Origin of the sequence: Blautia caccae, assembly GCF_040095955.1 — a bacterium.
GTDB classification, from domain to species: domain Bacteria; phylum Bacillota; class Clostridia; order Lachnospirales; family Lachnospiraceae; genus Blautia; species Blautia celeris.
Window position 1 is genome coordinate 24,504 of the sequence record NZ_JBBMFP010000024.1, and the last position, 23,952, is coordinate 48,455.

Sequence of the window (23,952 nt, forward strand, 5' to 3'; positions counted from 1 at the left end):
TCTCCTTAATTTCCGAATGACAGTTCCTCTGCGATTCTGCACAGTCTGTCATAACATCTGTCAAAAAACATCTGATAAGATTTGCAAAAGCAGTTCACAGCCTGTCCCTGTTCCTCCACACGATTTCTGCGGCAGCCGCCCCGGCACACAAAATAGTACCGGCAGTTTTTACACCGTGCATTTTGATTGCGGGAATTCTCCACAAACCCGGATACTGCTCTTTTTTCGTATATTTCCGCAAAGGAATTTTGATTGAGATTTCCAATGCCGTATCCATCCAGTACATAAAAATCACAGGGATATACGCTGCCGTCCGCCTCCACCACATTCTGCAGACCACAGACGCCGTTCTGTTCACATGCATCAGGATAGCTTCCCATTAATATAGCAATATAGTTTTCAAACTGACGTATATACGGTTGTCTTCCCTTTCGGTAATCCATATACCACAGCTCAAATAAATCTATCAGAAACCTGCCGTACACTTCAGGTTCCAGTCCATATTCACCGCCTCGTCCGTCATTTTCCAGGGAGTCCAAACATGCGATATACTGCTGGTAAGAAAAGCCCCATTTCCTGTACTGCTCATAAATCCTGGAGATTCTGGGCGCTGTTTTTTTGTTGACTACAGTCAGGACATTAAACTCCACATGATATGCCTTCAGCATCTGCGCTGCCTCAAATACTTTTGAAAATGTACCGTTTCCGTCTTTATTCCTTCTGCAGGAATCATGTGTGCATCGGATTCCGTCTATGGAAAGCCCTACAAGAAAATGGTTTTCATGGAGGAAACGGCACCAGGATTCATCCAGAACATATCCGTTGGTCTGCAGCGCGTTCTGAATCACCAAAGAATGCCTGTTATATTTTTTCTCAAGCCTTATCACATTTTCAAAAAATCCACGACCGGCAAGCGTCGGTTCTCCGCCCTGAAAGGCAAAGGTACATTGCCCTTCCGCGAATTCCAGTGATTTTCTGATCACATTTTCCAGGGTCTCCGGGGACATGAGCCCCAGATTCCCTTTCTCCCTGTGATTTATTTCATCCGTATAGAAGCAGTAGGTACATCTCATGTTACACAAACCTGACGCAGGCTTTATCATCACATTTAACGCAGGCACTTTTCTTTTCCCTCGCATTCACTCTTAATTTAAACGGTACGCCATCTCCATAGTGAACCGGACGCTCTCCCTGTCTGTTTCAGGGATTACAGTATCTATAAAACGTTCTATCACATTTCTGTCAATGGAGCGGATACCCCCTGCACTGCAGAATTCTTTGAACTGTTTTACCAGTTCCTCTTCCTTCATATAAGGTGAGGCTACATTTTTCAAAGCTGAGAACTGCCATTTTGCAGGTTCTTCCCACTGATACTCCTCCAGACCGCTCACGGGGTCGTAGGTTTCCTTCTCTTTTCTCATCTCAAGGACCATCTCTGCGGTGACACACTCCTCAACCGGAAATCCCATGCGGCAAAACTGTTCCTTCGGTGCATCATTCTCCTTCATAAGCCGTATCATCGCATTTATCAGCTCCGCCTCTTTATCCGGGTCATCCAGAGGATGCTTCTGTTCGGGATCATTTTCCAGATCAAACAAAAGGTCTCCGTACCGGAAGCAGGATGCCACCGCTCCCCATTCCTCAGAGGACGGAATCTCCAGAACCGGACAGCCTTTTGTAAAGGAGAATGGCTGTCTCAGCTTCATACCCTGCAGTTTCTCCGGTGCCATTCTGGAACGCATGACAGTGGGCATAAGTGTGTATTCCGCCAACGGCTGATTTTCCTTTTTTGCCGGCCCCCTCATGTAAATATACCTGCCGTCAGTGATGTTGATCATTGACCCAAAGAGGCCGAATATTCCGTATTTCCTTACAGGTTTATCCGTTTTGATCACATCTCTTAATGCAGAGCCCTGCATATCCTTTGGAATATCGGTTTGGAAATAATCCAGAAGTGTTGGGGCCAGATCAATATTCTGCACAAGAGACTGCCTGCGTTCTCCTTTCACACCGCTTCTTGGGTCCCATATGAAAAGAGGCGTCCTGGCCATCTCATTGTATAGAGGCATAACCCCCTTTGCCCACCAAAGATGTTCGCCCAACATAAACCCATGGTCTGTATTCACGATCAGCATGGTGTCATCCCACATCTCATATTCATCCATCAGATCAAGGACCAGGCCCAGATAATGGTCACACATACTCAGAAGCGCCCGATATTTATTGCGTACACCGGATACCACCTCTTTACTTTCTGTGACAGGACCGTAGGGTGGCCAGTCAAGAGGACACAGCTCCTCCCCCTCCATCCTGTAAAGTTCCTGATACTCTTCGGGTGAGAAGAAAGGTTCATGCGGGTCAAAGGTTTCAATCTGCAGAAACCAGTTGTCACAATCCTGATTCTCCCTGATAAATGCAAGGCCGTTTGAGAAGGTCTTCGCCTGCGGGAAATCCTTTTCTTCTTTTATATGTCTGCGGTTTGCACAGTCCTGACGCCTCATATTATTTCCAATGGGATCTCTTGGAAACGGCCCGAAAGACCCCGGGTGATCCTCTGCCCGCACTTTCAAGTCAGCTTTCCATGGATCTCCCTCCTGGCCTCTTGAGCACTCCCAGGAATTATAGCGCGTGTGGTAAGTAGCACCGCCATCCTCCCAGTAGTGCTGATGGTCTGATACCAGGTGGGTATAGATACCGTTCTTCTTCAGTATCTCCGGCATAGAATCATCAAAGGGTTCCAGAGGACACCATCCTCTGTGAAGAAAATTCAGTCTGCCTGTATGCAGTTCCCGTCTGGCCGGCATACACGGCAGGCTGCCCACATAGGAATTGTCAAATGTCACACACTTTTCCCCAAGGCGACGAAAATTGGGCATCTTCGTCAGTTCATTGCCGTAATTGGGAAGGAAATGACGGTTCAGAGAATCGTACATCACCATAATTGCTTTCATAATTCAGTCTCCTCTCAGTTCTTCATTCCGGATGATACGATTCCCTGCACAAAGTATTTCTGCGCGCAGGCATATACGATCACCATAGGTATTACTGTGATAATGGTAGCTGCCATCAGGTAGTTGTAATGGGTCATGGAACTGCCCCGGAACATCTGCAGTCCAAGCTGCACAGTCTTCATCTTCTCAGACTGGGTCATAATAAGCGGATAGAAAAAATCATTCCATGTGGCAACAGACTTCAGGATCGTCAGTGTTGCCAGTATAGTCTTGGAAAGAGGCAGGTAAATAACAAAATATGTCTTTATCACACCGCATCCGTCTATCCTGGCCGCATCGTCCAGAGATGTGGGGAATGTAGAGTAAAACTGTCTGCACAGAAAAATACCGAATGCCCCCGCCAAAAACGGCACGATCAGGGAACCATAAGTATCAAGAAGACCTGTCCCGCCCTGACCCAGAATGTTATTGCCTCCGAAAAGCGGAGCGGAGCGCATCATGACATACTGAGGTATGATAATGGACTGGGGAGAGACCATCATTCCCAGCAGAACACTCATAAACAAGAATTCCCTGCCCTTAAACTTCAGCCTTGCAAACGCATACCCTGCCATTGAGTTAAAGATCAGACTTCCCACCACAGTAACCGCGGTTATGAACAGGCTGTTCTTGAAATACTGGAACCAGTCCCCCATGGCAAATGCCTGCCGGAAGCTTTCAATATTGCCGAAACTCTCGGGAAGCCATTTGAAGCTTGCCATGGAAATCTCAGGATCTGTCTTAAATGCTGTCAGCACTGTAAAAATAATAGGCACCAGCGTGATGAGAACCCAAATAATCAAAACAGCATAGCTGATTCCTTTCACCAGATTTTCCTTTTTCTTTTTTCCCATATCAGCCAAGGTCATTCTCGTCACCTCCACCAAATCTCATATTAATCAGAGTGATCGCAAAGATTATCACCATAAGCACCACAGCCTGCGCGGAGGCATAACCCATTTTATAGTATTCAAAACCGTTTCTGTATATCTGATGTGCAATTGTCGTTGTGGAGTTCATAGGGCCTCCGTTTGTCACGATCAACACCTGTCCAAAGACCTGGAAAGAGTTGATGCACGCCATGACGAACACAAAAAAGGTCGTGGGCTTTAACATGGGAATTGTCACATGAATAAACTTTTCCCATGCAGTGGCCCCGTCAATGCTGGCTGCTTCATACAGGTAATCCGGTATGCCCTGCAGTCCGGACAGGAACAGGATCATGTTGTATCCGGTGGTGCTCCATATACTCATAATGGCTATGGAGATCATTGCCATGGAAGCACTGCTGATCCACGGCACAGCCTGCATTCCAAGGTCTTTCAGTACCTTATTGAGAATACCTGAGGTGGTATCGTACAGATACAGCCAGGCCATGGATACCGCTACCATGGAAAAGATATTGGGCAGATAGAAAAGCGTCCGCAGAAATCCTTTTCCTTTTAATTTCTGGTTCAGGAACATTGCCAGCGCAAGTCCCAGCAGCATAGCCGGGACAATCGCAAGCAAACAGTAAAACAGGGTATTTCCAACACTTTTTATAAAAATAGGGTCTTTTGTAAGCTGAATATAATTGCTGATTCCTACAAAATGGGCTTTGCTTAGGTTATAGTCTGTAAAAGACATGGCAATGGTCCAGATAACTGGAATCAGAACAAAAAACAGGTATATGAGATAACTGGGAGCGATCAGCAGATACGCCGCATTCTGCTGTTCCAGCTTTCCCCTCTTCTTTCCAATCCTCTTCATAATCATAGCCTCCTATTTACCGGCCTCCACAACTGCGTTCCACTGCGCTGCACTGTCCTTCAAAGTTGCCGCCGCATCTGTACCGTTAAACACGGATTCCATTGCTGGGCCTATATTAGACTGCGCCTCACCGAAATTGGGATGCATGGGTTTTCCGTAAGAAAATGATTTATCATATGAATATACAATATTCTCATAGTCCGGATTAATCTTAATATAATCCTCATTTAAGGACTTTCTTCCTGAATAGTGGCCTGCAATCTCAGCAAACTGTTTCAGAGATTCCTTTGAGAACATATGAAGGAGCATGTCTGCCGCCACATCGGGGTTTTTGGAGTTCGCATTTGCTGCCAGATAATCTCCGATCAGCAGTGTAGGCATTTCATTCTTTATACAGCCTATCTGTCCCGGGAAAGCACTGTCGTCTGTCACATATCCCTGGTTAGCATCAATCGCCATGGCTGCCACACCTGATGCCACACCTGTCGTACCTGCCGCGGCGTCCTGGAAGCATACATTTCCCGACTCATAAAGTTTGTTCATATACTCCATTGCCTGTATGCCCGCATCCTGGTCATAAACTGCCAGATAATCATCATCCCACAGCGCCGGTTCATCTGTAAACATTCCCATATAGGTAAAGAGCTCCTGTACTTCATCCGGGTCAATCTCCAAACCATAGGTCACAACATTGCCGCTGTCATCCCTGACTGTCATCTTTTCAACCAGTTTTTCAAAATCTTCGGGACTCTTAATATTAAGCTCCTCCTCTGTAACACCGTTCTGCTCAGCGATATCTTTTCTGTAGAAAACGGTTCTGTTGGACGGTTTGAATAAAGCATAGTAATCACCGTCGCGCTGACAGATCTCCAAGATATTTTCATAAAAATCGTCGTATCCGTCCCAGTCCTCCGGAAGATATTCACTCAGGTTCAGAAGGTTTCCCGCTCTCTGTACAGAACCAATCTGTCCGTATCCCAGCATAAAAATATCAGGACCGCTGGCACCTGCAAGGCCTGTATTCAGCTTTGTAAAGTAATCGCTCCATGGTATGTAAGTGAGCTGATAGTCCACATCTGCGTTCTCCTCACAGTATGCATCCAGAACTGTTTTGTATGCCTTGTCTGCATCGGCATCACCACTGCCTGCGATCCAGATATTCATGACTGTTTTTTCTGTCTCTTTCCCACCTTCGGTTTTTGCTTTGTCAGAACCCCCCTGACATCCGGTACACAGCATCATGGCAGCCATTCCCAATGCGATCAAACTTTTTTTCTTCATACTTTTTTCCTCTCCATTTACCATTATTTGGTTAAGCGCTTTCTCATTTAAATTTTATTAATATTTTTATATATGGCAGCAACTTCACAAGATTTCCCCTGTTTCATGTGGCAATTCCTTCCTTTTATCCACGAATCGTTGTAAAGAACACTGTCTTCGCTTTAGGTTAAGCGCTTTCTCATGGTGTTACCATACATCAATTTAGACAATTAGTCAATATATTCTTTTTATATTTTATTTTTTTATAATTTATGCACAAATACAGATATTGTTTTTTGTTAATAATGTTTTGATTCTTTTGCGTAACCGTTTACACAATTTTATTGACAAATAAGGCTTTCTCATTTAAAGTAATACTAACAAGATTTAACTGCCCGTGCCGCGGGCGGGGTATCAAAAGGAAAAGGATAAAAATATGGAATCTCAAAAGAACATAACGATATATGATATAGCACAGGCAACGAATCTGTCTATCGCTACCATTTCCAGGATAATTAATAAAAAGGGCCGTTATTCGGCAGAGACGGAGTCCAGGGTTATCAAGGCCATGGAGGAATTAGGCTATACCCCCAGCGCCAGCGCGCAGAGCCTGGCCTCCAACCAGACACATACCATCGGACTGGTTCTGCCGTTCTGGAGCATACAGCAGCCAAATGATGACTTTACCATTCAGTTTCTGAGCGGCGCCACGATTGCAGCCAATCACCTGAAATACGACCTTCTGCTGGACAACCGCTCTTTTGTTCCGTCAGCCTCTACCAGCCAGATCATAAAACGCCGGAGGGTTGATGGCTTTATCTTTGCATCAGTGGGAAACAGTTATCAGCACTTCATGGCAGAACTCATCGCAGCTGACTTCCCAACCATTTACACCGGAGTGCAGCTCCCCTTTGACAGGAACGGCAACAATGTCTACGGCGGACATGAAATATACAAACAGGATTTCCTGGAAATCTGTTATCAGAAGGGCTACCGCAACACAGCGCTGTTCACCAGCTACATGCAGGCACAGGAACTGCAGATGGTGGAGATCAGCCGGCAGATCGTGGAGGATTTCCGGCTTAAGAAGGGGCTTACTCAGGAGCAGTGCCGCTTTATCATGTATGATTATTACAATCCCAAAAGCTTCCAGTATGCGCTGGAAGAACTACTGACTCAGAAAAACCCTGTGGAGGCAATCTATCTGGATCAATTCCCCACCTGCAGCCAAGCCTATAGTATTATAAAAGCCATGGGGCTGCGCATCCCTGAAGACGTGGCTGTGGTGGCAACCAGCCACTACTCACGGGGAGGAGAAGAATTCTCTCCAAAACTGACCACTACCTATGTACATTCCTATGAAATGGGATACCGGGCAGTGGAACTGCTGGTCAACAAAATAGAAAAGAAGGGACTTGAGATCGAACATGATGTTCCCTACTCTTTCCTGTACAGGGAGAGCTTTTCCCCGTCGATAAAGACCCAGGGTCAATAAAAACAGGCCGCCGCATTGATTTCTCAATGCGGCGGCCTGTTTCATTTCATCTATTACTGAGCTAACTTAACCGGGTTAAGCTTAACGCTCGGTCCCATTGTGGAAGCGAGTGTTACACTCTTCAGGTACTGACCTTTCAGTGTGCTTGGCTTAGCCTTTGTGATAGCTCCCATGAGCGTCTGGAAGTTGTCCGCTAACTGCTCCTCTGTGAAAGAAGCTTTTCCGATTGGCACGTGAATGATATTTGTTTTATCAAGACGATATTCAATCTTACCAGCTTTGATATCCTGAACAGCTTTTGTTACGTCCATTGTTACGGTTCCGGCTTTCGGGTTTGGCATTAAGCCTTTCGGTCCGAGTACACGACCCAGACGTCCAACAACACCCATCATGTCCGGTGTAGCAACAACAACGTCGAAATCTAACCATCCTTCGTTCTGGATCTTCGGAATCAGTTCCTCTGCTCCAACATAGTCTGCACCTGCAGCCTGAGCCTCGTCAGCTTTGGCATTCTTTGCAAATACTAATACACGAACAGTTTTACCGGTTCCGTGCGGCAGTACAACCGCACCACGAATCTGCTGGTCTGCATGACGTCCGTCACAACCTGTTCTGATATGAGCTTCGATTGTTTCGTCAAATTTAGCTACTGCTGTTTTTTTAACTAAAGCGATAGCTTCTTCTGTATCATATAAGTTTGCGCGATCAACTGCTTTTGCAGCCTCTACATATTTCTTTCCGCGTTTCATATTAAATAACCTCCTAGTGGTAATTGCGGGAATGTCCCTCCCACGTTCGTTTCAATAGTTCAAAAGGCAAGGCCTGGCCTTATTCCTCTACAGTGATTCCCATACTTCTTGCAGTACCTGCGATCATGCTCATTGCTGCTTCTAAGGAACCTGCATTTAAGTCCGGCATTTTCATCTCTGCAATTTCCTGAACTTTCGCTTTGGAAATTGTAGCAACTTTAGTTTTGTTCGGTACACCTGAACCGGATTTCAGGTTGCAGGCTTTCTTTAACAGAACTGCTGCCGGCGGAGTTTTGGTTATAAAGCTGAAACTTCTGTCCGCATATACTGTGATAACAACCGGGATGATCAGATCACCCTTGTCTGCTGTTCTCGCATTGAATTCCTTTGTAAACTGTACAATGTTTACACCGTGCTGACCCAGAGCAGGTCCAACCGGTGGTGCTGGTGTTGCCTTTCCAGCAGGAATCTGTAATTTAATATAGCCTGTTACTTTCTTTGCCATTTTCGGCACCTCCTAATTATGTGGTAATGTCGGGGATTTCCCTCCCACGAGCCATGTGACGTATGGCCCTTTCATCTTCGTTACATTTTCTTAACTTCTGCGAAACTGATTTCAACTGGCGTTTCGCGGCCAAACAGCTCAACATTTATTGTTACAATCTGTTTTGCTTCATTGATGCTCTGGACAACGCCCACAGTATCTTTCCAAACACCGCCTGTAACAACAACACTGTCACCCTCTTCAAAGTCGATCTGGAGCGTTACGTTCTGGATACCCAGACGATCCATCTCTTCCTCTGTCAAAGGAACCGGTTTTGACCCCGGACCAACGAATCCTGTGACACCTCGTGTATTTCTGACAACATACCAGGTATCATCATTCATCACCATGTTAATAAGGACATAGCCCGGAAACATCTTCTTCTGCACCAGTTTTTTCTGGCCGTTTTTCATTTCCTCAACGTCCTCCATGGGAACACGGACTTCCAAAATCTGATCTTCCAGGTGTCTGTTTTCAATTGTCTTGTCAATGTTGGCTTTTACCTTGTTCTCATACCCTGAATAGGTATGCACAACATACCAATTTGTTTCTGACATAAAATCACCTTGTCCTTATTTGATTAATAGATTCAGAATCTGCAGGGCTCCGCTGTCAATCACGGCAATGAGCACTCCCAGAATGGCAGTGATCACCACAACCGCAACTGTCTGCTTTACCAGCGTCGGCCTGTCAGGCCAGATAATCTTCTTGAATTCAGCCTGAAGTCCTTTGGTCCAGTTCTTTTTAGGAGCTTTTACCTTCTTTTCTGCATCCATAGCTTCACCTCTCAAGCCAAATTATTTGGTTTCTTTGTGCATAGTGTGAGCCTTGCAGAACTTACAGTATTTTTTTGTCTCCATACGTTCCGGATGGTTCTTTTTTTCCTTTGTCATGTTGTAATTACGCTGTTTACATTCAGTACATGCCAATGTTATTTTTACGCGCACGACTTCTCCACCTCCATGTGTCTTTTATCTCCGGCAGATTCACGTCTCTGCCGCATGCAACGTTTCGGTTTCCTGCGACAAGATCCTATTTTCTGCCTGAAAATTAGGCACAAAAAAAAGACCTACTTCCACTGTCGCTTGTCCAGTTTAGCATAGAAATAGGTCTTTGTCAATTTATTTTTCTTTTGTTATCTCAACCCCCGGCCATTTTTTCGCCTTCATCATTCTTGATCTCCCAATGGATCAAAATCGTCAGGATTGCCCTCAGCACAATGATCCCCGCCACAATATAAATCTCGGACAGCTCCCTCACCACCACCGTGCGCAGGATCTCACTTCCCAGCTTGAACTCCAGCCCCATGGCAAGTCCTTTTGCAAGAAGCAGCTTTGTACCCGGGTCCCGCTTGACATAGTGGATTATCCCTCTGATCCCTGCAAATATAATAACTCCCACGCCGATATATTCAAATAACAGAATCGCCAGGTCCACGATTATACCCAGCACCTCTTCTAAAAACAGCATAGACTACCCTCTCTCGTCATTATGTAAACCATCTACATATGCCATCAACTCCCTCTCACTGGCAATATCGCCGTCAAAGGGATAGTTTTTTTCCACTTTCTCAAACAGCCGCTTCCATTTCTGTGCCGCTTCCCTGTCCTGATTCTGGATCAGATCATAGGCGTATTGGATACGCAGCACGGACGGCATTGAGAAGGAACGCTTCAAAAACTCCTGAATCCCGGTCTTCTCATACTCTCTGCTCAGTTCTTCTCCGGGGCCATCCAGCATAAGTCTGCAGAATATCATCTCCGCCTCCAGCATGGACCTCTGGATTCCTATAAGACCGGATGCATGCTCCAGCAGCCTTTCCCCTATTTTCAGGGCTGCGGGGAAGTCCTGCCTGTCAATATTCCGGCCGGCGGCAAATACACCAGTTGCCACACACAGGGCATTATCCCACAGCGCTTCCGGTACAGGTTCAAACCACTCCTGTGGCATATCCTTCAAGCGTACTCCCAATGTAAACTGTTCATTTATCTTTAGCTGCAGCCACAGACAGCGCACTGCCTCTTTATCCTTCCCCAGATGGAGCGCATTGTATCCATCATTGTTTATCCCGCCAAGCCGCATGGGCACTGCATTCATCAGTGCAAGAAAGACACCGACAACAGCAAATGCCATAAACAGGATCTGCAGATACCCGTGTCCGTCTGCTGCAAAACAGATCATTAAGGATATGGCAGCAGACAGCAGATTAAAAAGGCTTCCGCCCAGATTGTACAGCAGATACGGCATACTTCCATTCACCAAGTCAGGCGGTGCCAGAAGGCACTGTCCCCCTGTGCCCATAAGGGAATACCTGCCCCGCTTAATTCCGTCTCTTTTCTTAACCAGAATCACTTTTCCCACACGGAAGGAAGAAAACTTATATCCGCTCAGAAGCCCGCAGACCAGATGTCCCCCTTCATGTACGATCGTCTGCAGAAATGCTGCCGCATAAAGGCACAGGATTATCCACGCAAGACCTGCCAGAATTTCCGCAATCCTGACCTTTCCTCCATGCATTCTCTCCACAAACATCATGCCAAAGTACCCGCACGCTCCACCGATCACGGCTCCCACGATCATCTGCGGCCACAGTCTCTGTCTTTTCTTTTTTATTCTGCCCATAATCTGCTCATTCATCCTCCAAAAACAGCCTGTACGGCAAATACGCCCGGCTGTTGATCAATCTGCTGTCTCTTAATTTCTACAGTTACATATCATCTTACCCTGTATCCCGCCCACAACTTCAGGTGCTACGGCTAAAATATCGGACTGCAGGGCAGCCGAACCACTCCACATTTCTTTTATTTGTGGTAAATGCGGGCAAATTCTCTTACCTGCCGCTCCAGTTCCTCAAGTCCGTCCTCCACACTGCATTCCGGACTGTCATATTTATTCAGCAGAAAAAATATGGGGGCATAAAAATTAATTGCCATGGCCCTGGCATCCGCCTCTCGAAAGACTCCCTGACGTATCATTTCCTCAAACAAAACCGTCTGATAACGGATACTGTCCTCCATATAAATCTTCCTGTACACTGCCGCAATCTCCCTGTCCCTGTACTGCTCTATGGTGAGCATTCTGCGGAATCTGCCCGCAAAAGGGTCCTGCAGGTAAAACAGAAAGACCTTCCTGCTCAGCTCCACCAACTCCTCCACGCTTATGACGCCGTAGGCAAATGCTGCCGCCTCCACAGTGGTATCATCCGGAAGGCCAAACGTGTGGCTCATGGCCTCCATTCTTCTGGCCATCTCCTCCACAATGGTCTCAAAAATCTCCTTTTTGCTTTTAAAATGCTTATACAGGGAACTATCTTTGATTCCCACCGCATCCGCGATATTTTTTACACTGGTCCCCTGATACCCCCTGCTTGAAAAAAGTGTCAGGGCCTCCTCCACAATCCGCTCTTTAGTTGACATAACTTTGTTGTATCCCTTCCAGATATTTTTTCACAGTCTCTTCCTGTTCAAACAATGCACAGCCCCCTGTATGTATACCGGTGAGGTTTCCATCCTCCCGCAGTCTGCGAAACAACGGAGAACGCATGGCTTCCTTAAGGCTTACATCCTGCAGACTGGTGTCCGAATAGGGGAAGAAGGGACACGGTTCCGCCCCGCCCCGGGCATTGATATGGAAAAATCCCCGCCCCGCGGCAAGACACCCTCCGGATGCCCTCTCATCTCCCGGAAAAGAAATCAGAAGCATATCCCTCTGCGTCTCCCGCAGCGCATCCAGCCTGTCTGCCATATATACCCGATCCTCATCATCCGGTGCAAGACCTGCCGTATCTCTGTCCACAGGTACATATTCCACATAAATCACAGCTCTGCAGCCCAATAGGGAAAGTTTTTCAGAGAAAGTATCTGCAGTTACTTCCTCCATATTTTCTTTTGTCACCGTAACAGACACTCCATATAAGATATCCCGCGCCTTTAGCGCCTCCATGGTCTGCAGCAGACAGTCATAGATCCCGGCGCCTCTTCTGGCATTCGTCTTCTCTCTGTCCCCCTCAATGCTGAGAACCGGCAGAAGATTCCTGTTATCCGCAAATAGCTGCAGGCAGGCATCTCCCTCCGGGTCCGGCCCGCTTTTCCCGCTGTCCGGCAGAGTATTATTAATAATCATAGTACCATTGGTGAAAACAGGGAACAAGATATTTTTTCGCATTCCTGCTGCTTTCAGCACATCCGGCCTCATCAAAGGCTCCCCGCCTGCCAGCAGTATGAAGCCCACCCCCATATCCTCTGCCTGCGCAAAAATATCATCCCACTGTTCAGCGCGCATCCCATTATGCTCAGCCCCGCTGCCGCAGGAACGATTGGCCCATGCATAACAGCCTTTACAGCGGAGGTTGCACCGGCTGGTGATGCTGGCAATCAGAAACGGCGGGATATGCTCCCCATTTTTTTCAGCCTTCCTTCGTTTCCCCGCCGCCTGTCTGGCAGCCTGTGCATATTTCACCAGAAATACGGCGGATCTCGGATTTGTAAGAGACGCTTTCTTCATGCCTCTGATAATATTTTCCACCCCGCGGTTAAGATATTGTTCCAACTGTAATTTTTCCATACACTTCCCTCTCCCTTTCTCTGCATAGACTCTCTGCCCCTCAGGCTAGCAATCACTAGCTCTTTATCTCATTGTAGCTAGTATTCACTAGCTTGTCAAGCAAAATAAATCATGACTTCTTTGGAAATGAATGTTAAAATATAAGAATCACAGTAAATGACACCCGCATCCGCACGCATATGAAATGAGGAAACCTCTTTGAAAAATATACTGGAATTAAACCATGTAAAAAAAGAATACTCCGCCGACGGCCTGAAAACCCTGGCCGTGGACGATGTCAGTTTTTCTGTACCTGAGGGAAGTTTTATAGGGGTTATGGGGGCCTCCGGCTCCGGAAAATCCACACTGCTGAACCTTATCTCCACCATTGACCGGACCACCTCCGGCCGGATCATACTTGACGGTACAGACCTCTCCCAGATACACCCAAACCAAATGGCACAGTTCCGCAGAGAGCATCTGGGATTCATTTTCCAGGATTATAACCTGCTGGACACTCTGACCCTGCGGGAAAATATAGCGCTTGCCCTCACAATAAAAGAACTTCCCCGAGCAGAGATCACCAAAATCACATTGGAGACTGCAGCCAGACTGGAAATAGAAGATATCCTGGACAAGTTCCCCTGCCAGGTATCCGGCGGACAGCGGCAGAGATGCGCCTGTGCAAGGGCAGTCGCTGCCAGTCCCCGGCTCATACTGGCTGATGAGCCTACCGGTGCCCTGGATTCCCACTCTGCCAGGAACCTGATGGAGACCCTTGTGATGCTTAACAGGGAGTTTGGCGCCACAATCCTTATGGTCACCCATGACGCCTTCTCAGCCAGCTACTGCAAGACGATTCTGTTTATGAAGGATGGGAAGATTGTCCATTCCCTGGCGCACCAAAAACAGGACCAATGGGGTTATTTTATGGAAATATTAAATACCACTGCAAAAGTAATGGGGGATTCCGGATATGTATCTTAGACTTGCTCTCCGAAACGCCAGGCGTTCCGGCCATGATTATCTGATCTATATGACTACGCTTACTATTTTGATCGGGGTCATGATGTTGTCCAACCTCACTGCCGCTGCGGGAAAAATGGAGGCAGGCTTTGAGACGAGTTCTCTGCCGCTCATCATAACAGTCATTATCCTTCTTCTGCTGAATTACATGAATCGCTTTATTCTGAACCAGAGAGCACGGGAGTTTGCTGCCTATGCTCTGATGGGAATGGAAAAAAACAGATTGTCCTGGATGTACTTTACAGAATTTTTGTTTCTCGGACTGCTCTGTTTTATATTGGGACTTGCTGTGGGAATACTGTTATACTATGGGCTTTCCCTCCCCTTTTCCCGTTTCCTTGACAGATCACAGATAAACCTTATCCTGATTTTGCAGGCTGCTGCACAGACCGGTCTTTACTTTATGGCCATACAGGTTCTGTCCCTCCTGAACTGCCGGAGGATTATCAGCCGTCTGGAGATCATCCAGCTTATGACCGTTCAAAAGAAGAACCGGCAGGCCGCTGTCACCCGTTTCAGCAGAATATGGCCGGCAGCTTCGCTTATCAGCTTTCTTCTTTTCTGCTCTCTCGTGTCTGCCATTGCCTTTCTTCCGGGAAATGAAGGTATGGCGTTCGTTTCCTGCATCGCTCCGGTTATGCTGTTTTTCGTCTTTTCTTTTTATAAGGCGTCCTATATAAACGGCAATAAATACCGACAGCAGAAAAATGAACACTTGTACCACAAAAACCGGCTTTACACCGCAGCCCTGCTGCTTTCAGACAGCAGATCCGATATCCTTATAAACAGTGTCCTCTGCACCTGTCTGCTTTTCTCCTTTTCCTCTTTTCTATGCGGATGGGTCATGCTGCAGGCCAAGGATGCAGTTATGGATGCGGTCTCACAGAGATGGATGGGATTTCTTCAGATCTGCATGTGCTCTGCTTTTATTGTCATCTATTTTTCCGTTCTGTCTGTGCAGCAGATCGTAAGCATCCGCAAAGAGGCTCATGGGCTGCAGGTTCTGCAGTATCTGGGAAAAAACCGGCTCCAGGTGACAAGACTTATGGCCCTGCAGATCTGTCTGAAATTTTCCATCCCGCTCATTCCCTGGGCCATTCTGATGCTGCCTGCCGTTCTGCTGTCTGACCATAAATTAACCCTCGCTTTGAGGACACCGCATCTGGTGCTTCAGGGGGCTGTGGGGTTTCTGATCTGCTTTACCCTGCTTTATCTCCTGTATTTTTATCTGGTTTACCATACAAATATAAAGAATATTTCTTAGGAACAACATTAGAAATCCCGGGGTTCGCCGGCAGGAATACGGAACAGGCTGCTCCGTATCCATGCCCGGCAAAGCTCCGGGATACTGTTTTATTGATTGATAAATGCAGCGATGGTCTCTGTCACATCATCGGGGACATGTTTTGTTCCCTGATAGCTGGCAGGGCCGTCGTCATATCTGCCTTCTGTAAATAGATGGGTAAGTCCCGGGAAGGACACAAACTTCCAGTTAGCACTGCCCTCATAATTTTCTTTCCATATCTGAAAATCATCCATGGTCACCTGATAGTCTTCCTCACCCTGCAGGACAAGCACAGGAACGGTTATGTCTGCCGCTTCCTTTACGGCATCATAGTCCAGGAGACTCTTCATATAAGTCTGGGTCTGGCCCATGATCCTCTCATCCTCGGGCAGAGAATCTATATTCCTCATCTGTTCCACTGCTGCAAGCCCCTGTTCAAAAGCTGCCTTCTCCTGCTCGGTCGGCTCAGAGTTCAGGCTTTGAAGAAACTTATACTGCCTTTCCAGGGTATCCGCAAACCCTCTTGCCGGTCCGGCCATCATGATACAGCCGTCCGGCTGGCCTTCCTTTGCGATTGCCCCCATCATCTGGGCGCCCTGGCTGTGGCCAACCACATATACCTTTGAAACGCCTTCCTGTTCACGCAGCATCTTAACTGCCGCTGCAGCGTCATTTACCGTCTCATCGTATACGGTAAAATCATTATCCTCTGCTAATTCCTTTCCATACACATAAGAAATCTTATCATAACGGTATGAGGCGATTCCTCTCTCGGCAAGTCCCCATGCCAAATCCTGAAATGGCTTGATCTGCCCAAGCGCCTCATTCCTGTCGCCGCTGCCTGAGCCGTGTACGAATACCACAGCGGGATATTCTTTCAGATTTTTAGGTACCGCAAATGTTCCGGGCAGCGTGCGTCCTCCCGCTATACTCAGATCTATATCTGTCTCCGTCACATTTTCCGGTATGGATACCGCTTCTTTCTGTTCCTGATACGCACCTGTATGGACGCCTCCTATCCTGCCGTCCAGCACGGATATTACCATATTCAGCGGCTGTACGGTAAAATCGCAGGGAACCTGAATTGTATTATAACCGGCCTGCGGTTCCGACTCCCATGCAGGCTGAACCTCTTTCAGTTCGCCCACTGCATCCAGGGTACTCTGAAAAGCAGAAAGAATCTGACCACTATCCACAGCAGCTTTCATCTGATCCGTGTATTCATAATTGCCCTTGATATTCTCTTCACTGCCTGCAATTAAATCCTTCACAAATGCCTCGGCAGTCTCCAAAAGCTTCTGATCATCCGTCCGGGCATCTGCTTTATCCTGACTCTCTGCAGCCCCTTCTTTCTCATCCCCGGAACTGTTCCCGCCGGATGCTCCGTCCTCTTTTTCTGCAGTACTGTCTTCCTTCTGTGTATTCTCTTCCTTTTCCTCTGTGCCTTTGTCTTTCTCATTGCCCTTGCCGGAACAGCCTGCAAGCGCCGCCATAAGAGCAATACCCAGAATGGTTATGATCATTTTCTTTTTCATAGCGAAACCTCCTTACCACTGTCTGTTATTTTCTTTGTTGGCTTCACTATATCACACGGTCCCAAAATCACAACTGCCTTAACACAAGGTACAGAAAACAGAGAATAACGTAAGCTGCTGTAATCCGTGCCGGCAGAGGCTCACATTTTCTGTACCCTCTGTTCACTAAATTATTGGCAGTTCTCCCTACAGATTTGCACCGTTATTCCTGATTACTTCTGCATACCAGTTTGCAGAATCCTTTAATATACGTTCCTGTGTCTCAAAATCCACGTAAACCATACCAAACCTGTCGGAATATCCCTTTGCCCACTCAAAGTTATCAATCACGGACCAGGCAAAATAAGCATCCACCCTCACTCCATCCTCTATGGCGCGCCCAAGTTCCCGCAGATATCTATGGTAAAAATCAATCCGGCCCGGATCATGGACCTTACCGTCCAGGGACACCACATCCGCACAGCAGCATCCGTTTTCTGTGATGACGATAGGCTTCCGGTAGCGCTCATACAAAAACCGCGGGCCCCAGTAAAGAGACTCCGGAACCACAGGCCATCCATTGCCTGTCCTGGGGTAGCCTACAGGGCGCTCCACAGTCTCCCATCCGCCCTTTTTATCACTTTTTACCCTGTATCCATTGTAAATATTCTGTCCGTAGAAATCCAGCGGCTGATGCATCAGTTCCAGGTCCTCCGGTTTAAATTCCGGCATATCCTTCTCAAAAAGTTTCAGCCCATCCTCCGGATATCTGCCCAGCATGACCGGGTCACTCCACCAGCTCACGGACCACATATAATCCGGTTTATCCTCCACCGCGAAATAAGCTCTCCGTGCAGCCTCAATATCCTCCAGGGTGTCCGACGCAGGGATCACCGGATTGGAGGTAGGCGCATATCCGATCTGCGCATCCGGTACCAAGCTTCTGATGGCCTGTACCGCCTTGCCATGTGCCATCATCACATGGTGGGCCATTTCCAGTACACTGCGGCGGGACATAATGTTGCCGGGAGCGTGTTCTCCGCTCACGTGCCCCAATCCGACAAAACACTGCGGTTCATTGAAGGTCATGAAGAATTTGACCCTGTCACCGAATGCCCTGGCCGCCACTGCCGCATACTCTGCAAACCAATTGACGATTTCCGGGTTCTGCCAGCCGCCCATCCGGTGCAGAGCAAAGGGCAGATCCCAGTGAAACAGTGTCAGGCAGGGTTTAATATTGTACTTTAAAAGCTCATCGATCAATGCGTTGTAGAAGTCTATCCCGCTCTGATTAACCTCTCCTCTTCCCTCCGGCAGGATCCTGGACCATGCAATCGAAAAACGGTATGCCTGGATTCCCATATCCGCCATCATCTTTACGTCCTCCTTGTAGCGGTGATAATGGTCACAGGCCACATCTCCGTTATGCATGGAGAAGACTTTGCCCGGAGTCCTGCAGAAATCATCCCATACCGTGTACCCCCTGCCGTCTTCAAATGCACCGCCCTCTATCTGGTAAGAAGCGGTTGCTGTACCCCATAAAAAACTCTCTGGAAATCCCATAAAATATCCTCCTGTATATGCTGTTATATACTTCCATTCTAAGTGAAAAACCCTCTGTTTACAACTGTCCGTAGAAAAAGAGTCCGGAAAACCGGACTCCTGCGCCAAAGCGTCGGCAGTATTTAACTTCCGTACCCGCTTGGTCTTTATGTTTATATTTCTATCCCTGCCCGTCCAAAACGCAGCTTTACATAGGAAAGACTTTCCAGATAAGCCTCGTCTCCATCCAGGTGTTCAATGATCAGCGGCATATCCGGGTCCGCCTTACGCGCAAGGCCGGCGTACTTCTCCAAATTCAAACCGCCTCTGCCGCAGGCAGTTTCCCTGAACTGAAGGGTAAACTCCTGTCCAAGCGCCACATCCTTCAAATGACAGCTCCTGATGTACGGCCCAAGCTTACGGAAACACTCCTCCATAAACTCTTCGTGATAAAAATACCGTTCAGGTGTTGTGATCCAGTTGAACACATCCATATGCACGGCAAACCGCTCTCTGTCCACATCGTGAATCAGCTTTAAGTATTCATCCGGACCCATAGGGTACATCCAGGGCATCGGCTCAATCGTATAATAGGTATTTTTCGGATCTGCCGCATCTATAATATCCCGGATGCTCTTCACCACCAGTTCCCAGGTATCCTTTGTCAGATTCTCCTTATAGGGACCGTCCCACCGCTCTCCTCTGGAACCGGAGACGTTTACACAGCATCTGGCGCCAATCTTATCTGCCAGCTTTAACTGTTCCACACATCTTGTAAATGCTGCCTCCCTGACCTTGTCATCCGGGGAAATGGGGTTGCACCAGGCTCCCACCTCCGCGATCATCAGTCCGTACTCTTTGGCAGCCTCCGTGTATTGTTCCAAAAGTGCCCGGTCACAGGTATAGTCCACAGGAAAATTCACAGAAGTACATCCCATCCGGTGCATTTTTTCAGCCCATTCCCATGGACTTTTATGCTCCAGAGGGCTGGATAATCCCAGTCTCATCCGCATTTCCTCCCGATTATCTGTCGCTCTCCAGCAGTTCTACGATACATTTCAGGTCTTTATAAGCGTTCATGTAAGTATATCTTCCGCTGGCATCGCCGTATTCGCCCTTCTGCTCCAGAACCATGCCAAAATCCTCGCAGCGTTTTACCGCTTCCGGCATTTTCATTCCTTTGATATTGAATGCCACATGGTGGATGCCCTCACCGTGTTCGTTCAGGTAATTCCTCCATGTGGAGGGTGCTTCATTTGGCTGGATCAGTTCAAGCTGCAGTCCCGGTCCCACATCAAAAAATGCAAGATAACTGTTGGCCTCCGGTGCAGGCTGGCCCTTAAACTCCGTCTGTGTGGTCTCATATTCACCGCAGAGAGCTGCCTCCGGCTCCTCAACGCCTAAAAACTCTGCCCATTTCTTTTTCGTGGCGTTGATATCCTTTACAATAAACCCAACCTGACAAACTAAATCTGTACCTACTACTCCATTCATAATTCTTTCCTCACTTTACCTTTTTTGTTTTATATTCTTCCCACCGGTGTTCCGGTCCTCACAGGCTCCGGTCTCTCGCAGGCAGTTTTCATTTCATATACTTTTTTATCACGTGCTGATTCCATCATGCCTGTGATGGCCTCGATCACATGGCAGGCCATCTCTGCATTTACTCTGGGCTTTCTGCCGCTGACTATGGAATCTGCCAGATCCAGTACACCGATTCCCCTGGTATACTCACCTATATGGGGATACAGCTCGGGCAGCTCCACGCTGATATTCTGCCTGGCCTTTGTCTCTTCACTGTCATCATACAGCACATCCAGGGTCCTTTCTTTTCTGTAGACCTTTGGTCTGCCGCCGGACATATTGGGGTCCGGCACCTCCAGTGTTCCCTCCGTCCCGTATATCTCAAACATGGGCAGATTGGAATGCCAGATGTCAAAACTGATATTCATACTCACGATCACCCCGGACGCAAGCTCCGCGGTACCCGAATAATGGGTAGGCGTCTCCACCTGTATCTCCTGCCCTTTCAGCGGCCCGGCGTATATCCGCCTGACGGGAAATCCGGTGCCGGAAAATGCGCTGACACGTTTTACCGGTCCAAGCAGTGCTGCCAGTGCCGTAAAATAATACGGTCCCATATCATACAGAGGCCCTGCTCCCCGCCGGTAAAAATTACCGGGGGCCGGGTGCCAGGTCTCCACACCGTTTGACATCATATTGGCAGTCACATAGAGAGGCCGCCCAATCCATCCGTCATCCAGTATTTTCCTGCATGTCTGCAGGGAAGACCCCAGAAAAGTATCCGGAGCACTGCCCACCAGAAGTCCTTTTTCATCCGCCAGCGCCATGACCTCCCTGGCCCCGGCAACTGTTGGTGCAAATGGTTTCTCACAGAACACATGCTTTCCTGCCAGCAGAATTTTCTTATTCAGCTCCGTATGAAACTGCGGCGGAGTCAGGTTCACCACCAGCTCCACTTCCTCCATGGCAAGCATCTCCTCCACAGAGCAGCCTGCAGGTACCTGGTATTTCTCTGCATGGCTCCTTGCCAGCTCCACATTTACATCCGCGCAGGCTGCCAGATGCAGGGACGGATAAAAGCGCTTGATATCCCGGATATAGGTATTGCTGATGACTCCGCATCCGAGTATTCCCACATTTACATTTCTCATATTCGCTTCCTCACGATCTTGCACCTCAGTACGGCATTGGCTCACCCCTGTAGTTGATGAAGGGGACATCCATATCCGGTATCTGTTTCTTCCTGTCCAGAATGTCATACAGTCCTGCTGCTGACTCGGAAGGCGGAATCTGGGCATTTTCTTTTCCCATAATGGTGTCCATACGGCCCGGATGAATCATGTAGATCCGCATATGCCGGTCTGCCTGCTCCTCTGCCAGATAGTTCCGTACCTTCTGGGTGTACATATTTGCCGCATGCTTTGACACAGAATATGCCAGATAGTTGTAGCCCTGAGGACTCAGATGCCCTGCCTCAGATGTAATGTTCATGATACAGGCATCTTCGGACGCATACAGCAGGCGTATAAAATATTTGAGCACTATGGCAGTGCCTGTCACATTTACATCCAGTGTTTTTCTGAACTTCTCCACATCCAGGTCAGCAATGGCATCCCCGGGCATCACCATTTTTTCAAACAGTACCCCTGCGTTATTCACAAGGAAATCTATATGTCCGAATTCCTGCTGCACCTGTAACGCCGCTTTCTCTGTCATTTCCCGGTCCGTGACATCCATCTCCAGGATCCTCAGGCTGCCGGGATATTGCTCTTTTAATTTCAGCAGGCCACCGACTGAGGTTTCATCCCCGGTGTTTCTGCAGGCTGCCAGCATGGTGTGGCCGCGGCGCAGCCCTTCTTTTATCATCTCATAGCCCAACCCCCGGTTGGCGCCGGTCACTAATCCAATCATATTGCCTCCTAATAATCTGACTCTCCGAACCGGAAGACCTTGAACAGCACCAGGATGATCGCCAGTGCGATCAACAGCAGAATCCAGGCCATTGCGGACGCATATCCCATCTTAAAGTAAGAGAACGCGTTCTGATACAAATACAGGGAATAGAACATGGTCTGATTGTCCGGCCCGCCGCTGGTCATTATGTACGGCTCTGCAAACCACTGGAACACGGCAATGATCAGTGTCACCACATTATACAGAATAGTGGAGCGCAGAAGCGGTATGGTAACGGACATAGTCTGGCGGAAAAATCCTGCCCCGTCCAGAGCTGCTGACTCATAAAGACTGTCCGGTATATCCTGCAGTCCTGCCAGATAGATGATGATGGCATTGCCGCAGGTCCACACCATCATGATGATCAAAGCCGGCTTTGACCAGAACATGCTGGAAAGCCATCCCGGCCCCTGGATGCCAATGTACCCCAGCAGACGGTTGACAATACCTGTCTCCGGCTGCATAACCCAGATCCACAGAAGACACGCTACAACTGTGGGCACCAGTGTGGGGATAAAGAAGATCACACGGAAAGGACCGGTATACTTTAACTTTTTATTGTTGAGGATAATAGACACTGCCACCGCAATGAACGTGGTAATCGGTACTCCGAAGATAACCATATACACGGTATTGCTCAATGCCTTTAAAAATGTCTTGTCCTGAAACAGTGCCTTATAATTCCCAAGCCCGATGAAAACAGGTTCCTTGATGACCTGGTAATCACACAGGGAATAGTACAGGGAGGAGCAGATCGGGTACAAGGTAAACACCAGAAAACCGATGATCCACGGAGAGACGAACAGCAGACCATGAATGGCTTCTTTTTTTCTCATATTCATTTTCTTCATTGTTCCGCCTCCTTAACCTTTGATTCCCGACATTGCGATACCCTGGATGAAATACTTCTGCATCACAAAGAAAAGAATGAGTACAGGAAGAATCATCACAGCGCCCAGTGCCAGCAGCAGACTCCAGTTGGGGTCCAGATTGGATTTCAGCATGGAAGCTGCCAGGGAGAGTGTATAAAGTTCATCCTTCCCAAGAAATACCAGAGGTCCCAGGAAGTCATTCCAGGAGCGGATAAATGCAAAGATCGCAACTGTTGTCAGAGCCGGCTTCGCCATAGGAATGACCAGCCTTGAAAAAATGGTGAACTCCCCGGCCCCATCTATCCTGGCAGCCTCTGAGATATCCTGGGGAATACCTGTGAAAAACTGGCGCAGCAGAAAGATGAAGAACGGATTTCCAAAAAAGCAGGTAACCGTAAGAGGAAGGAAGGTTCCGATCCACTTCATTTTCGTGAACATCAGGAACAGAGGGACCAGTGTGACCTGATAAGGAAGGATCATAGTGATCAGCACCAGGATAAACACTTTGTCACGTCCCGGCCAGCGCAGCCTGGCAAAACCGTAAGCCACCAGGGAACAGGACAGCAGGGAACCGACAATATTACATACTACGATGATCATTGTGTTCTTTAAATATTTAAAAAAGGGAATGGACGAAAACATGTTGATAAAATTCCCGAACTGGAACTTATCCGGCAGCCATTTAAAGGGCACGCGGAACAGTTCGCTCTCCGCCTTAAAGGAACCCATAAACAGATAAAATATGGGCAGAATAAACAGAATCGCCAGGACGATTAAAAACGCATACAGAAATATGACTTCCAGGCTGGGAATTTTCCCTTGTTTTCTCTTCCTCTGTGGTTTAGCCATCTCAAATCTCCTTTCTCCCCGGCAGGAGTGCCCCGCACAGCAGCAAAACTGCTGTACG

Annotated in this window: 25 protein-coding genes; 3 read left to right on the forward strand and 22 right to left on the reverse strand. The window is 47.8% G+C overall.

The window, feature by feature from the left end; all coding sequences use genetic code 11:
* Positions 1 to 5: 5 nt before the first annotated feature.
* From WMO65_RS20930 to WMO65_RS20950, 5 genes are read right to left on the reverse strand one after another with little or no spacing between them, the layout of a single operon-like run.
* Entirely contained in the window at positions 6 to 1,121 is a 1,116-nt protein-coding gene (locus WMO65_RS20930) for an anaerobic sulfatase maturase (RefSeq protein ID WP_148391847.1), read from the reverse strand.
* Between the two features lie 24 nt (positions 1,122 to 1,145).
* On the reverse strand, positions 1,146 to 2,951 hold the full coding sequence (locus WMO65_RS20935) for a sulfatase (protein WP_148391846.1): 1,806 nt from the start codon (positions 2,949 to 2,951) through the stop codon (positions 1,146 to 1,148).
* Between the two features lie 14 nt (positions 2,952 to 2,965).
* Positions 2,966 to 3,859: a carbohydrate ABC transporter permease gene (locus WMO65_RS20940; protein WP_118593919.1), complete on the reverse strand. Its 894-nt coding sequence runs from the start codon at positions 3,857 to 3,859 to the stop codon at positions 2,966 to 2,968.
* A complete protein-coding gene (locus WMO65_RS20945) occupies positions 3,846 to 4,739 on the reverse strand; it encodes a carbohydrate ABC transporter permease (protein WP_225305200.1) in 894 nt (297 codons plus the stop codon). The genes WMO65_RS20940 and WMO65_RS20945 overlap by 14 nt, the downstream gene beginning before the upstream one ends.
* Before the next feature lie 12 nt (positions 4,740 to 4,751).
* Positions 4,752 to 6,020, reverse strand: a complete 1,269-nt coding sequence (locus WMO65_RS20950; RefSeq protein WP_187370539.1) for an ABC transporter substrate-binding protein — start codon at positions 6,018 to 6,020, stop codon at positions 4,752 to 4,754.
* Between the two features lie 415 nt (positions 6,021 to 6,435).
* Between WMO65_RS20950 and WMO65_RS20955 the strand changes: the two genes are divergently transcribed.
* Complete coding sequence (locus tag WMO65_RS20955; RefSeq protein WP_130179617.1) at positions 6,436 to 7,494, forward strand: LacI family DNA-binding transcriptional regulator; 1,059 nt, start codon at positions 6,436 to 6,438, stop codon at positions 7,492 to 7,494.
* Positions 7,495 to 7,547: 53 nt separating this feature from the next.
* On the opposite strand, the gene rplA is transcribed toward WMO65_RS20955, so the two are convergent.
* The 9 genes from rplA to WMO65_RS21000 form a co-directional block, all read right to left on the reverse strand.
* Positions 7,548 to 8,243 carry a 50S ribosomal protein L1 gene (gene rplA / locus WMO65_RS20960; RefSeq protein ID WP_033139666.1) on the reverse strand — a complete coding sequence of 232 codons (696 nt, stop codon included), beginning with the start codon at positions 8,241 to 8,243 and terminating at the stop codon, positions 7,548 to 7,550.
* 79 nt (positions 8,244 to 8,322) lie between these two features.
* Positions 8,323 to 8,748, reverse strand: a complete 426-nt coding sequence (gene rplK, locus WMO65_RS20965) for a 50S ribosomal protein L11 (protein ID WP_033139665.1) — start codon at positions 8,746 to 8,748, stop codon at positions 8,323 to 8,325.
* A gap of 80 nt (positions 8,749 to 8,828) precedes the next feature.
* The gene (gene nusG / locus WMO65_RS20970; RefSeq protein ID WP_033139664.1) at positions 8,829 to 9,344 is read right to left on the reverse strand and encodes a transcription termination/antitermination protein NusG; all 516 of its coding nucleotides are present in this window, start codon (positions 9,342 to 9,344) and stop codon (positions 8,829 to 8,831) included.
* 15 nt (positions 9,345 to 9,359) lie between these two features.
* Positions 9,360 to 9,563 carry a preprotein translocase subunit SecE gene (secE, locus tag WMO65_RS20975; protein ID WP_033139663.1) on the reverse strand — a complete coding sequence of 68 codons (204 nt, stop codon included), beginning with the start codon at positions 9,561 to 9,563 and terminating at the stop codon, positions 9,360 to 9,362.
* Positions 9,564 to 9,584: 21 nt separating this feature from the next.
* Positions 9,585 to 9,734 carry a 50S ribosomal protein L33 gene (rpmG, locus tag WMO65_RS20980; RefSeq protein ID WP_018597038.1) on the reverse strand — a complete coding sequence of 50 codons (150 nt, stop codon included), beginning with the start codon at positions 9,732 to 9,734 and terminating at the stop codon, positions 9,585 to 9,587.
* Positions 9,735 to 9,927: 193 nt separating this feature from the next.
* Positions 9,928 to 10,257, reverse strand: coding sequence for a DUF1622 domain-containing protein (locus WMO65_RS20985; protein ID WP_033139662.1), 330 nt, complete (start codon positions 10,255 to 10,257; stop codon positions 9,928 to 9,930).
* A gap of 3 nt (positions 10,258 to 10,260) precedes the next feature.
* On the reverse strand, positions 10,261 to 11,409 hold the full coding sequence (locus WMO65_RS20990; protein ID WP_148391844.1) for a zinc metalloprotease: 1,149 nt from the start codon (positions 11,407 to 11,409) through the stop codon (positions 10,261 to 10,263).
* Between the two features lie 179 nt (positions 11,410 to 11,588).
* Positions 11,589 to 12,203 carry a TetR/AcrR family transcriptional regulator gene (locus tag WMO65_RS20995; RefSeq protein WP_033139660.1) on the reverse strand — a complete coding sequence of 205 codons (615 nt, stop codon included), beginning with the start codon at positions 12,201 to 12,203 and terminating at the stop codon, positions 11,589 to 11,591.
* Positions 12,193 to 13,350, reverse strand: coding sequence for a radical SAM/SPASM domain-containing protein (locus WMO65_RS21000; RefSeq protein WP_148391843.1), 1,158 nt, complete (start codon positions 13,348 to 13,350; stop codon positions 12,193 to 12,195). The genes WMO65_RS20995 and WMO65_RS21000 overlap by 11 nt, the downstream gene beginning before the upstream one ends.
* A gap of 198 nt (positions 13,351 to 13,548) precedes the next feature.
* On the opposite strand from WMO65_RS21000, the gene WMO65_RS21005 reads away from it, so the two are divergent.
* Positions 13,549 to 14,316 carry an ABC transporter ATP-binding protein gene (locus tag WMO65_RS21005; protein ID WP_103731154.1) on the forward strand — a complete coding sequence of 256 codons (768 nt, stop codon included), beginning with the start codon at positions 13,549 to 13,551 and terminating at the stop codon, positions 14,314 to 14,316.
* The gene (locus WMO65_RS21010) at positions 14,306 to 15,619 is read left to right on the forward strand and encodes an FtsX-like permease family protein (protein WP_148391842.1); all 1,314 of its coding nucleotides are present in this window, start codon (positions 14,306 to 14,308) and stop codon (positions 15,617 to 15,619) included. The genes WMO65_RS21005 and WMO65_RS21010 overlap by 11 nt, the downstream gene beginning before the upstream one ends.
* Before the next feature lie 89 nt (positions 15,620 to 15,708).
* Here the strand turns inward: WMO65_RS21010 and WMO65_RS21015 are convergent, their stop codons facing one another.
* The 8 genes from WMO65_RS21015 to WMO65_RS21050 form a co-directional block, all read right to left on the reverse strand.
* A complete protein-coding gene (locus WMO65_RS21015) occupies positions 15,709 to 17,175 on the reverse strand; it encodes an alpha/beta hydrolase (protein WP_148391841.1) in 1,467 nt (488 codons plus the stop codon).
* Positions 17,176 to 17,361: 186 nt separating this feature from the next.
* Positions 17,362 to 18,717, reverse strand: coding sequence for a GH1 family beta-glucosidase (locus WMO65_RS21020; RefSeq protein WP_148391840.1), 1,356 nt, complete (start codon positions 18,715 to 18,717; stop codon positions 17,362 to 17,364).
* A 152-nt stretch (positions 18,718 to 18,869) separates the two neighbouring features.
* Entirely contained in the window at positions 18,870 to 19,703 is an 834-nt protein-coding gene (locus tag WMO65_RS21025; RefSeq protein WP_054351784.1) for a sugar phosphate isomerase/epimerase family protein, read from the reverse strand.
* 16 nt (positions 19,704 to 19,719) lie between these two features.
* Positions 19,720 to 20,190 carry a VOC family protein gene (locus WMO65_RS21030; RefSeq protein ID WP_033139654.1) on the reverse strand — a complete coding sequence of 157 codons (471 nt, stop codon included), beginning with the start codon at positions 20,188 to 20,190 and terminating at the stop codon, positions 19,720 to 19,722.
* Positions 20,191 to 20,219: 29 nt separating this feature from the next.
* Positions 20,220 to 21,371: a Gfo/Idh/MocA family protein gene (locus WMO65_RS21035; protein ID WP_148391839.1), complete on the reverse strand. Its 1,152-nt coding sequence runs from the start codon at positions 21,369 to 21,371 to the stop codon at positions 20,220 to 20,222.
* Between the two features lie 25 nt (positions 21,372 to 21,396).
* The gene (locus WMO65_RS21040) at positions 21,397 to 22,131 is read right to left on the reverse strand and encodes an SDR family NAD(P)-dependent oxidoreductase (protein ID WP_148391838.1); all 735 of its coding nucleotides are present in this window, start codon (positions 22,129 to 22,131) and stop codon (positions 21,397 to 21,399) included.
* Positions 22,132 to 22,139: 8 nt separating this feature from the next.
* Positions 22,140 to 23,024, reverse strand: coding sequence for a carbohydrate ABC transporter permease (locus WMO65_RS21045; protein ID WP_033139651.1), 885 nt, complete (start codon positions 23,022 to 23,024; stop codon positions 22,140 to 22,142).
* A gap of 12 nt (positions 23,025 to 23,036) precedes the next feature.
* Positions 23,037 to 23,894, reverse strand: coding sequence for a carbohydrate ABC transporter permease (locus WMO65_RS21050; RefSeq protein WP_033139650.1), 858 nt, complete (start codon positions 23,892 to 23,894; stop codon positions 23,037 to 23,039).
* Positions 23,895 to 23,952: the final 58 nt, after the last annotated feature.

Excerpts from the sequence above, each read along its gene's own strand:
- WMO65_RS20935 (WP_148391846.1), bottom strand. The coding sequence starts at position 2,951 with ATGAAAGCAATTATGGTGATGTACGATTCTCTGAACCGTCATTTCCTT.
- WMO65_RS20940 (WP_118593919.1), bottom strand. The coding sequence starts at position 3,859 with ATGACCTTGGCTGATATGGGAAAAAAGAAAAAGGAAAATCTGGTGAAA.
- WMO65_RS20945 (WP_225305200.1), bottom strand. The coding sequence starts at position 4,739 with ATGAAGAGGATTGGAAAGAAGAGGGGAAAGCTGGAACAGCAGAATGCG.
- WMO65_RS20950 (WP_187370539.1), bottom strand. The coding sequence starts at position 6,020 with ATGAAGAAAAAAAGTTTGATCGCATTGGGAATGGCTGCCATGATGCTG.
- WMO65_RS20955 (WP_130179617.1), top strand. The coding sequence starts at position 6,436 with ATGGAATCTCAAAAGAACATAACGATATATGATATAGCACAGGCAACG.
- rplA (WP_033139666.1), bottom strand. The coding sequence starts at position 8,243 with ATGAAACGCGGAAAGAAATATGTAGAGGCTGCAAAAGCAGTTGATCGC.
- rplK (WP_033139665.1), bottom strand. The coding sequence starts at position 8,748 with ATGGCAAAGAAAGTAACAGGCTATATTAAATTACAGATTCCTGCTGGA.
- nusG (WP_033139664.1), bottom strand. The coding sequence starts at position 9,344 with ATGTCAGAAACAAATTGGTATGTTGTGCATACCTATTCAGGGTATGAG.
- secE (WP_033139663.1), bottom strand. The coding sequence starts at position 9,563 with ATGGATGCAGAAAAGAAGGTAAAAGCTCCTAAAAAGAACTGGACCAAA.
- WMO65_RS20985 (WP_033139662.1), bottom strand. The coding sequence starts at position 10,257 with ATGCTGTTTTTAGAAGAGGTGCTGGGTATAATCGTGGACCTGGCGATT.
- WMO65_RS20990 (WP_148391844.1), bottom strand. The coding sequence starts at position 11,409 with ATGGGCAGAATAAAAAAGAAAAGACAGAGACTGTGGCCGCAGATGATC.
- WMO65_RS20995 (WP_033139660.1), bottom strand. The coding sequence starts at position 12,203 with ATGTCAACTAAAGAGCGGATTGTGGAGGAGGCCCTGACACTTTTTTCA.
- WMO65_RS21000 (WP_148391843.1), bottom strand. The coding sequence starts at position 13,350 with ATGGAAAAATTACAGTTGGAACAATATCTTAACCGCGGGGTGGAAAAT.
- WMO65_RS21010 (WP_148391842.1), top strand. The coding sequence starts at position 14,306 with ATGTATCTTAGACTTGCTCTCCGAAACGCCAGGCGTTCCGGCCATGAT.
- WMO65_RS21015 (WP_148391841.1), bottom strand. The coding sequence starts at position 17,175 with ATGAAAAAGAAAATGATCATAACCATTCTGGGTATTGCTCTTATGGCG.
- WMO65_RS21020 (WP_148391840.1), bottom strand. The coding sequence starts at position 18,717 with ATGGGATTTCCAGAGAGTTTTTTATGGGGTACAGCAACCGCTTCTTAC.
- WMO65_RS21025 (WP_054351784.1), bottom strand. The coding sequence starts at position 19,703 with ATGAGACTGGGATTATCCAGCCCTCTGGAGCATAAAAGTCCATGGGAA.
- WMO65_RS21030 (WP_033139654.1), bottom strand. The coding sequence starts at position 20,190 with ATGAATGGAGTAGTAGGTACAGATTTAGTTTGTCAGGTTGGGTTTATT.
- WMO65_RS21035 (WP_148391839.1), bottom strand. The coding sequence starts at position 21,371 with ATGAGAAATGTAAATGTGGGAATACTCGGATGCGGAGTCATCAGCAAT.
- WMO65_RS21040 (WP_148391838.1), bottom strand. The coding sequence starts at position 22,131 with ATGATTGGATTAGTGACCGGCGCCAACCGGGGGTTGGGCTATGAGATG.
- WMO65_RS21045 (WP_033139651.1), bottom strand. The coding sequence starts at position 23,024 with ATGAAGAAAATGAATATGAGAAAAAAAGAAGCCATTCATGGTCTGCTG.
- WMO65_RS21050 (WP_033139650.1), bottom strand. The coding sequence starts at position 23,894 with ATGGCTAAACCACAGAGGAAGAGAAAACAAGGGAAAATTCCCAGCCTG.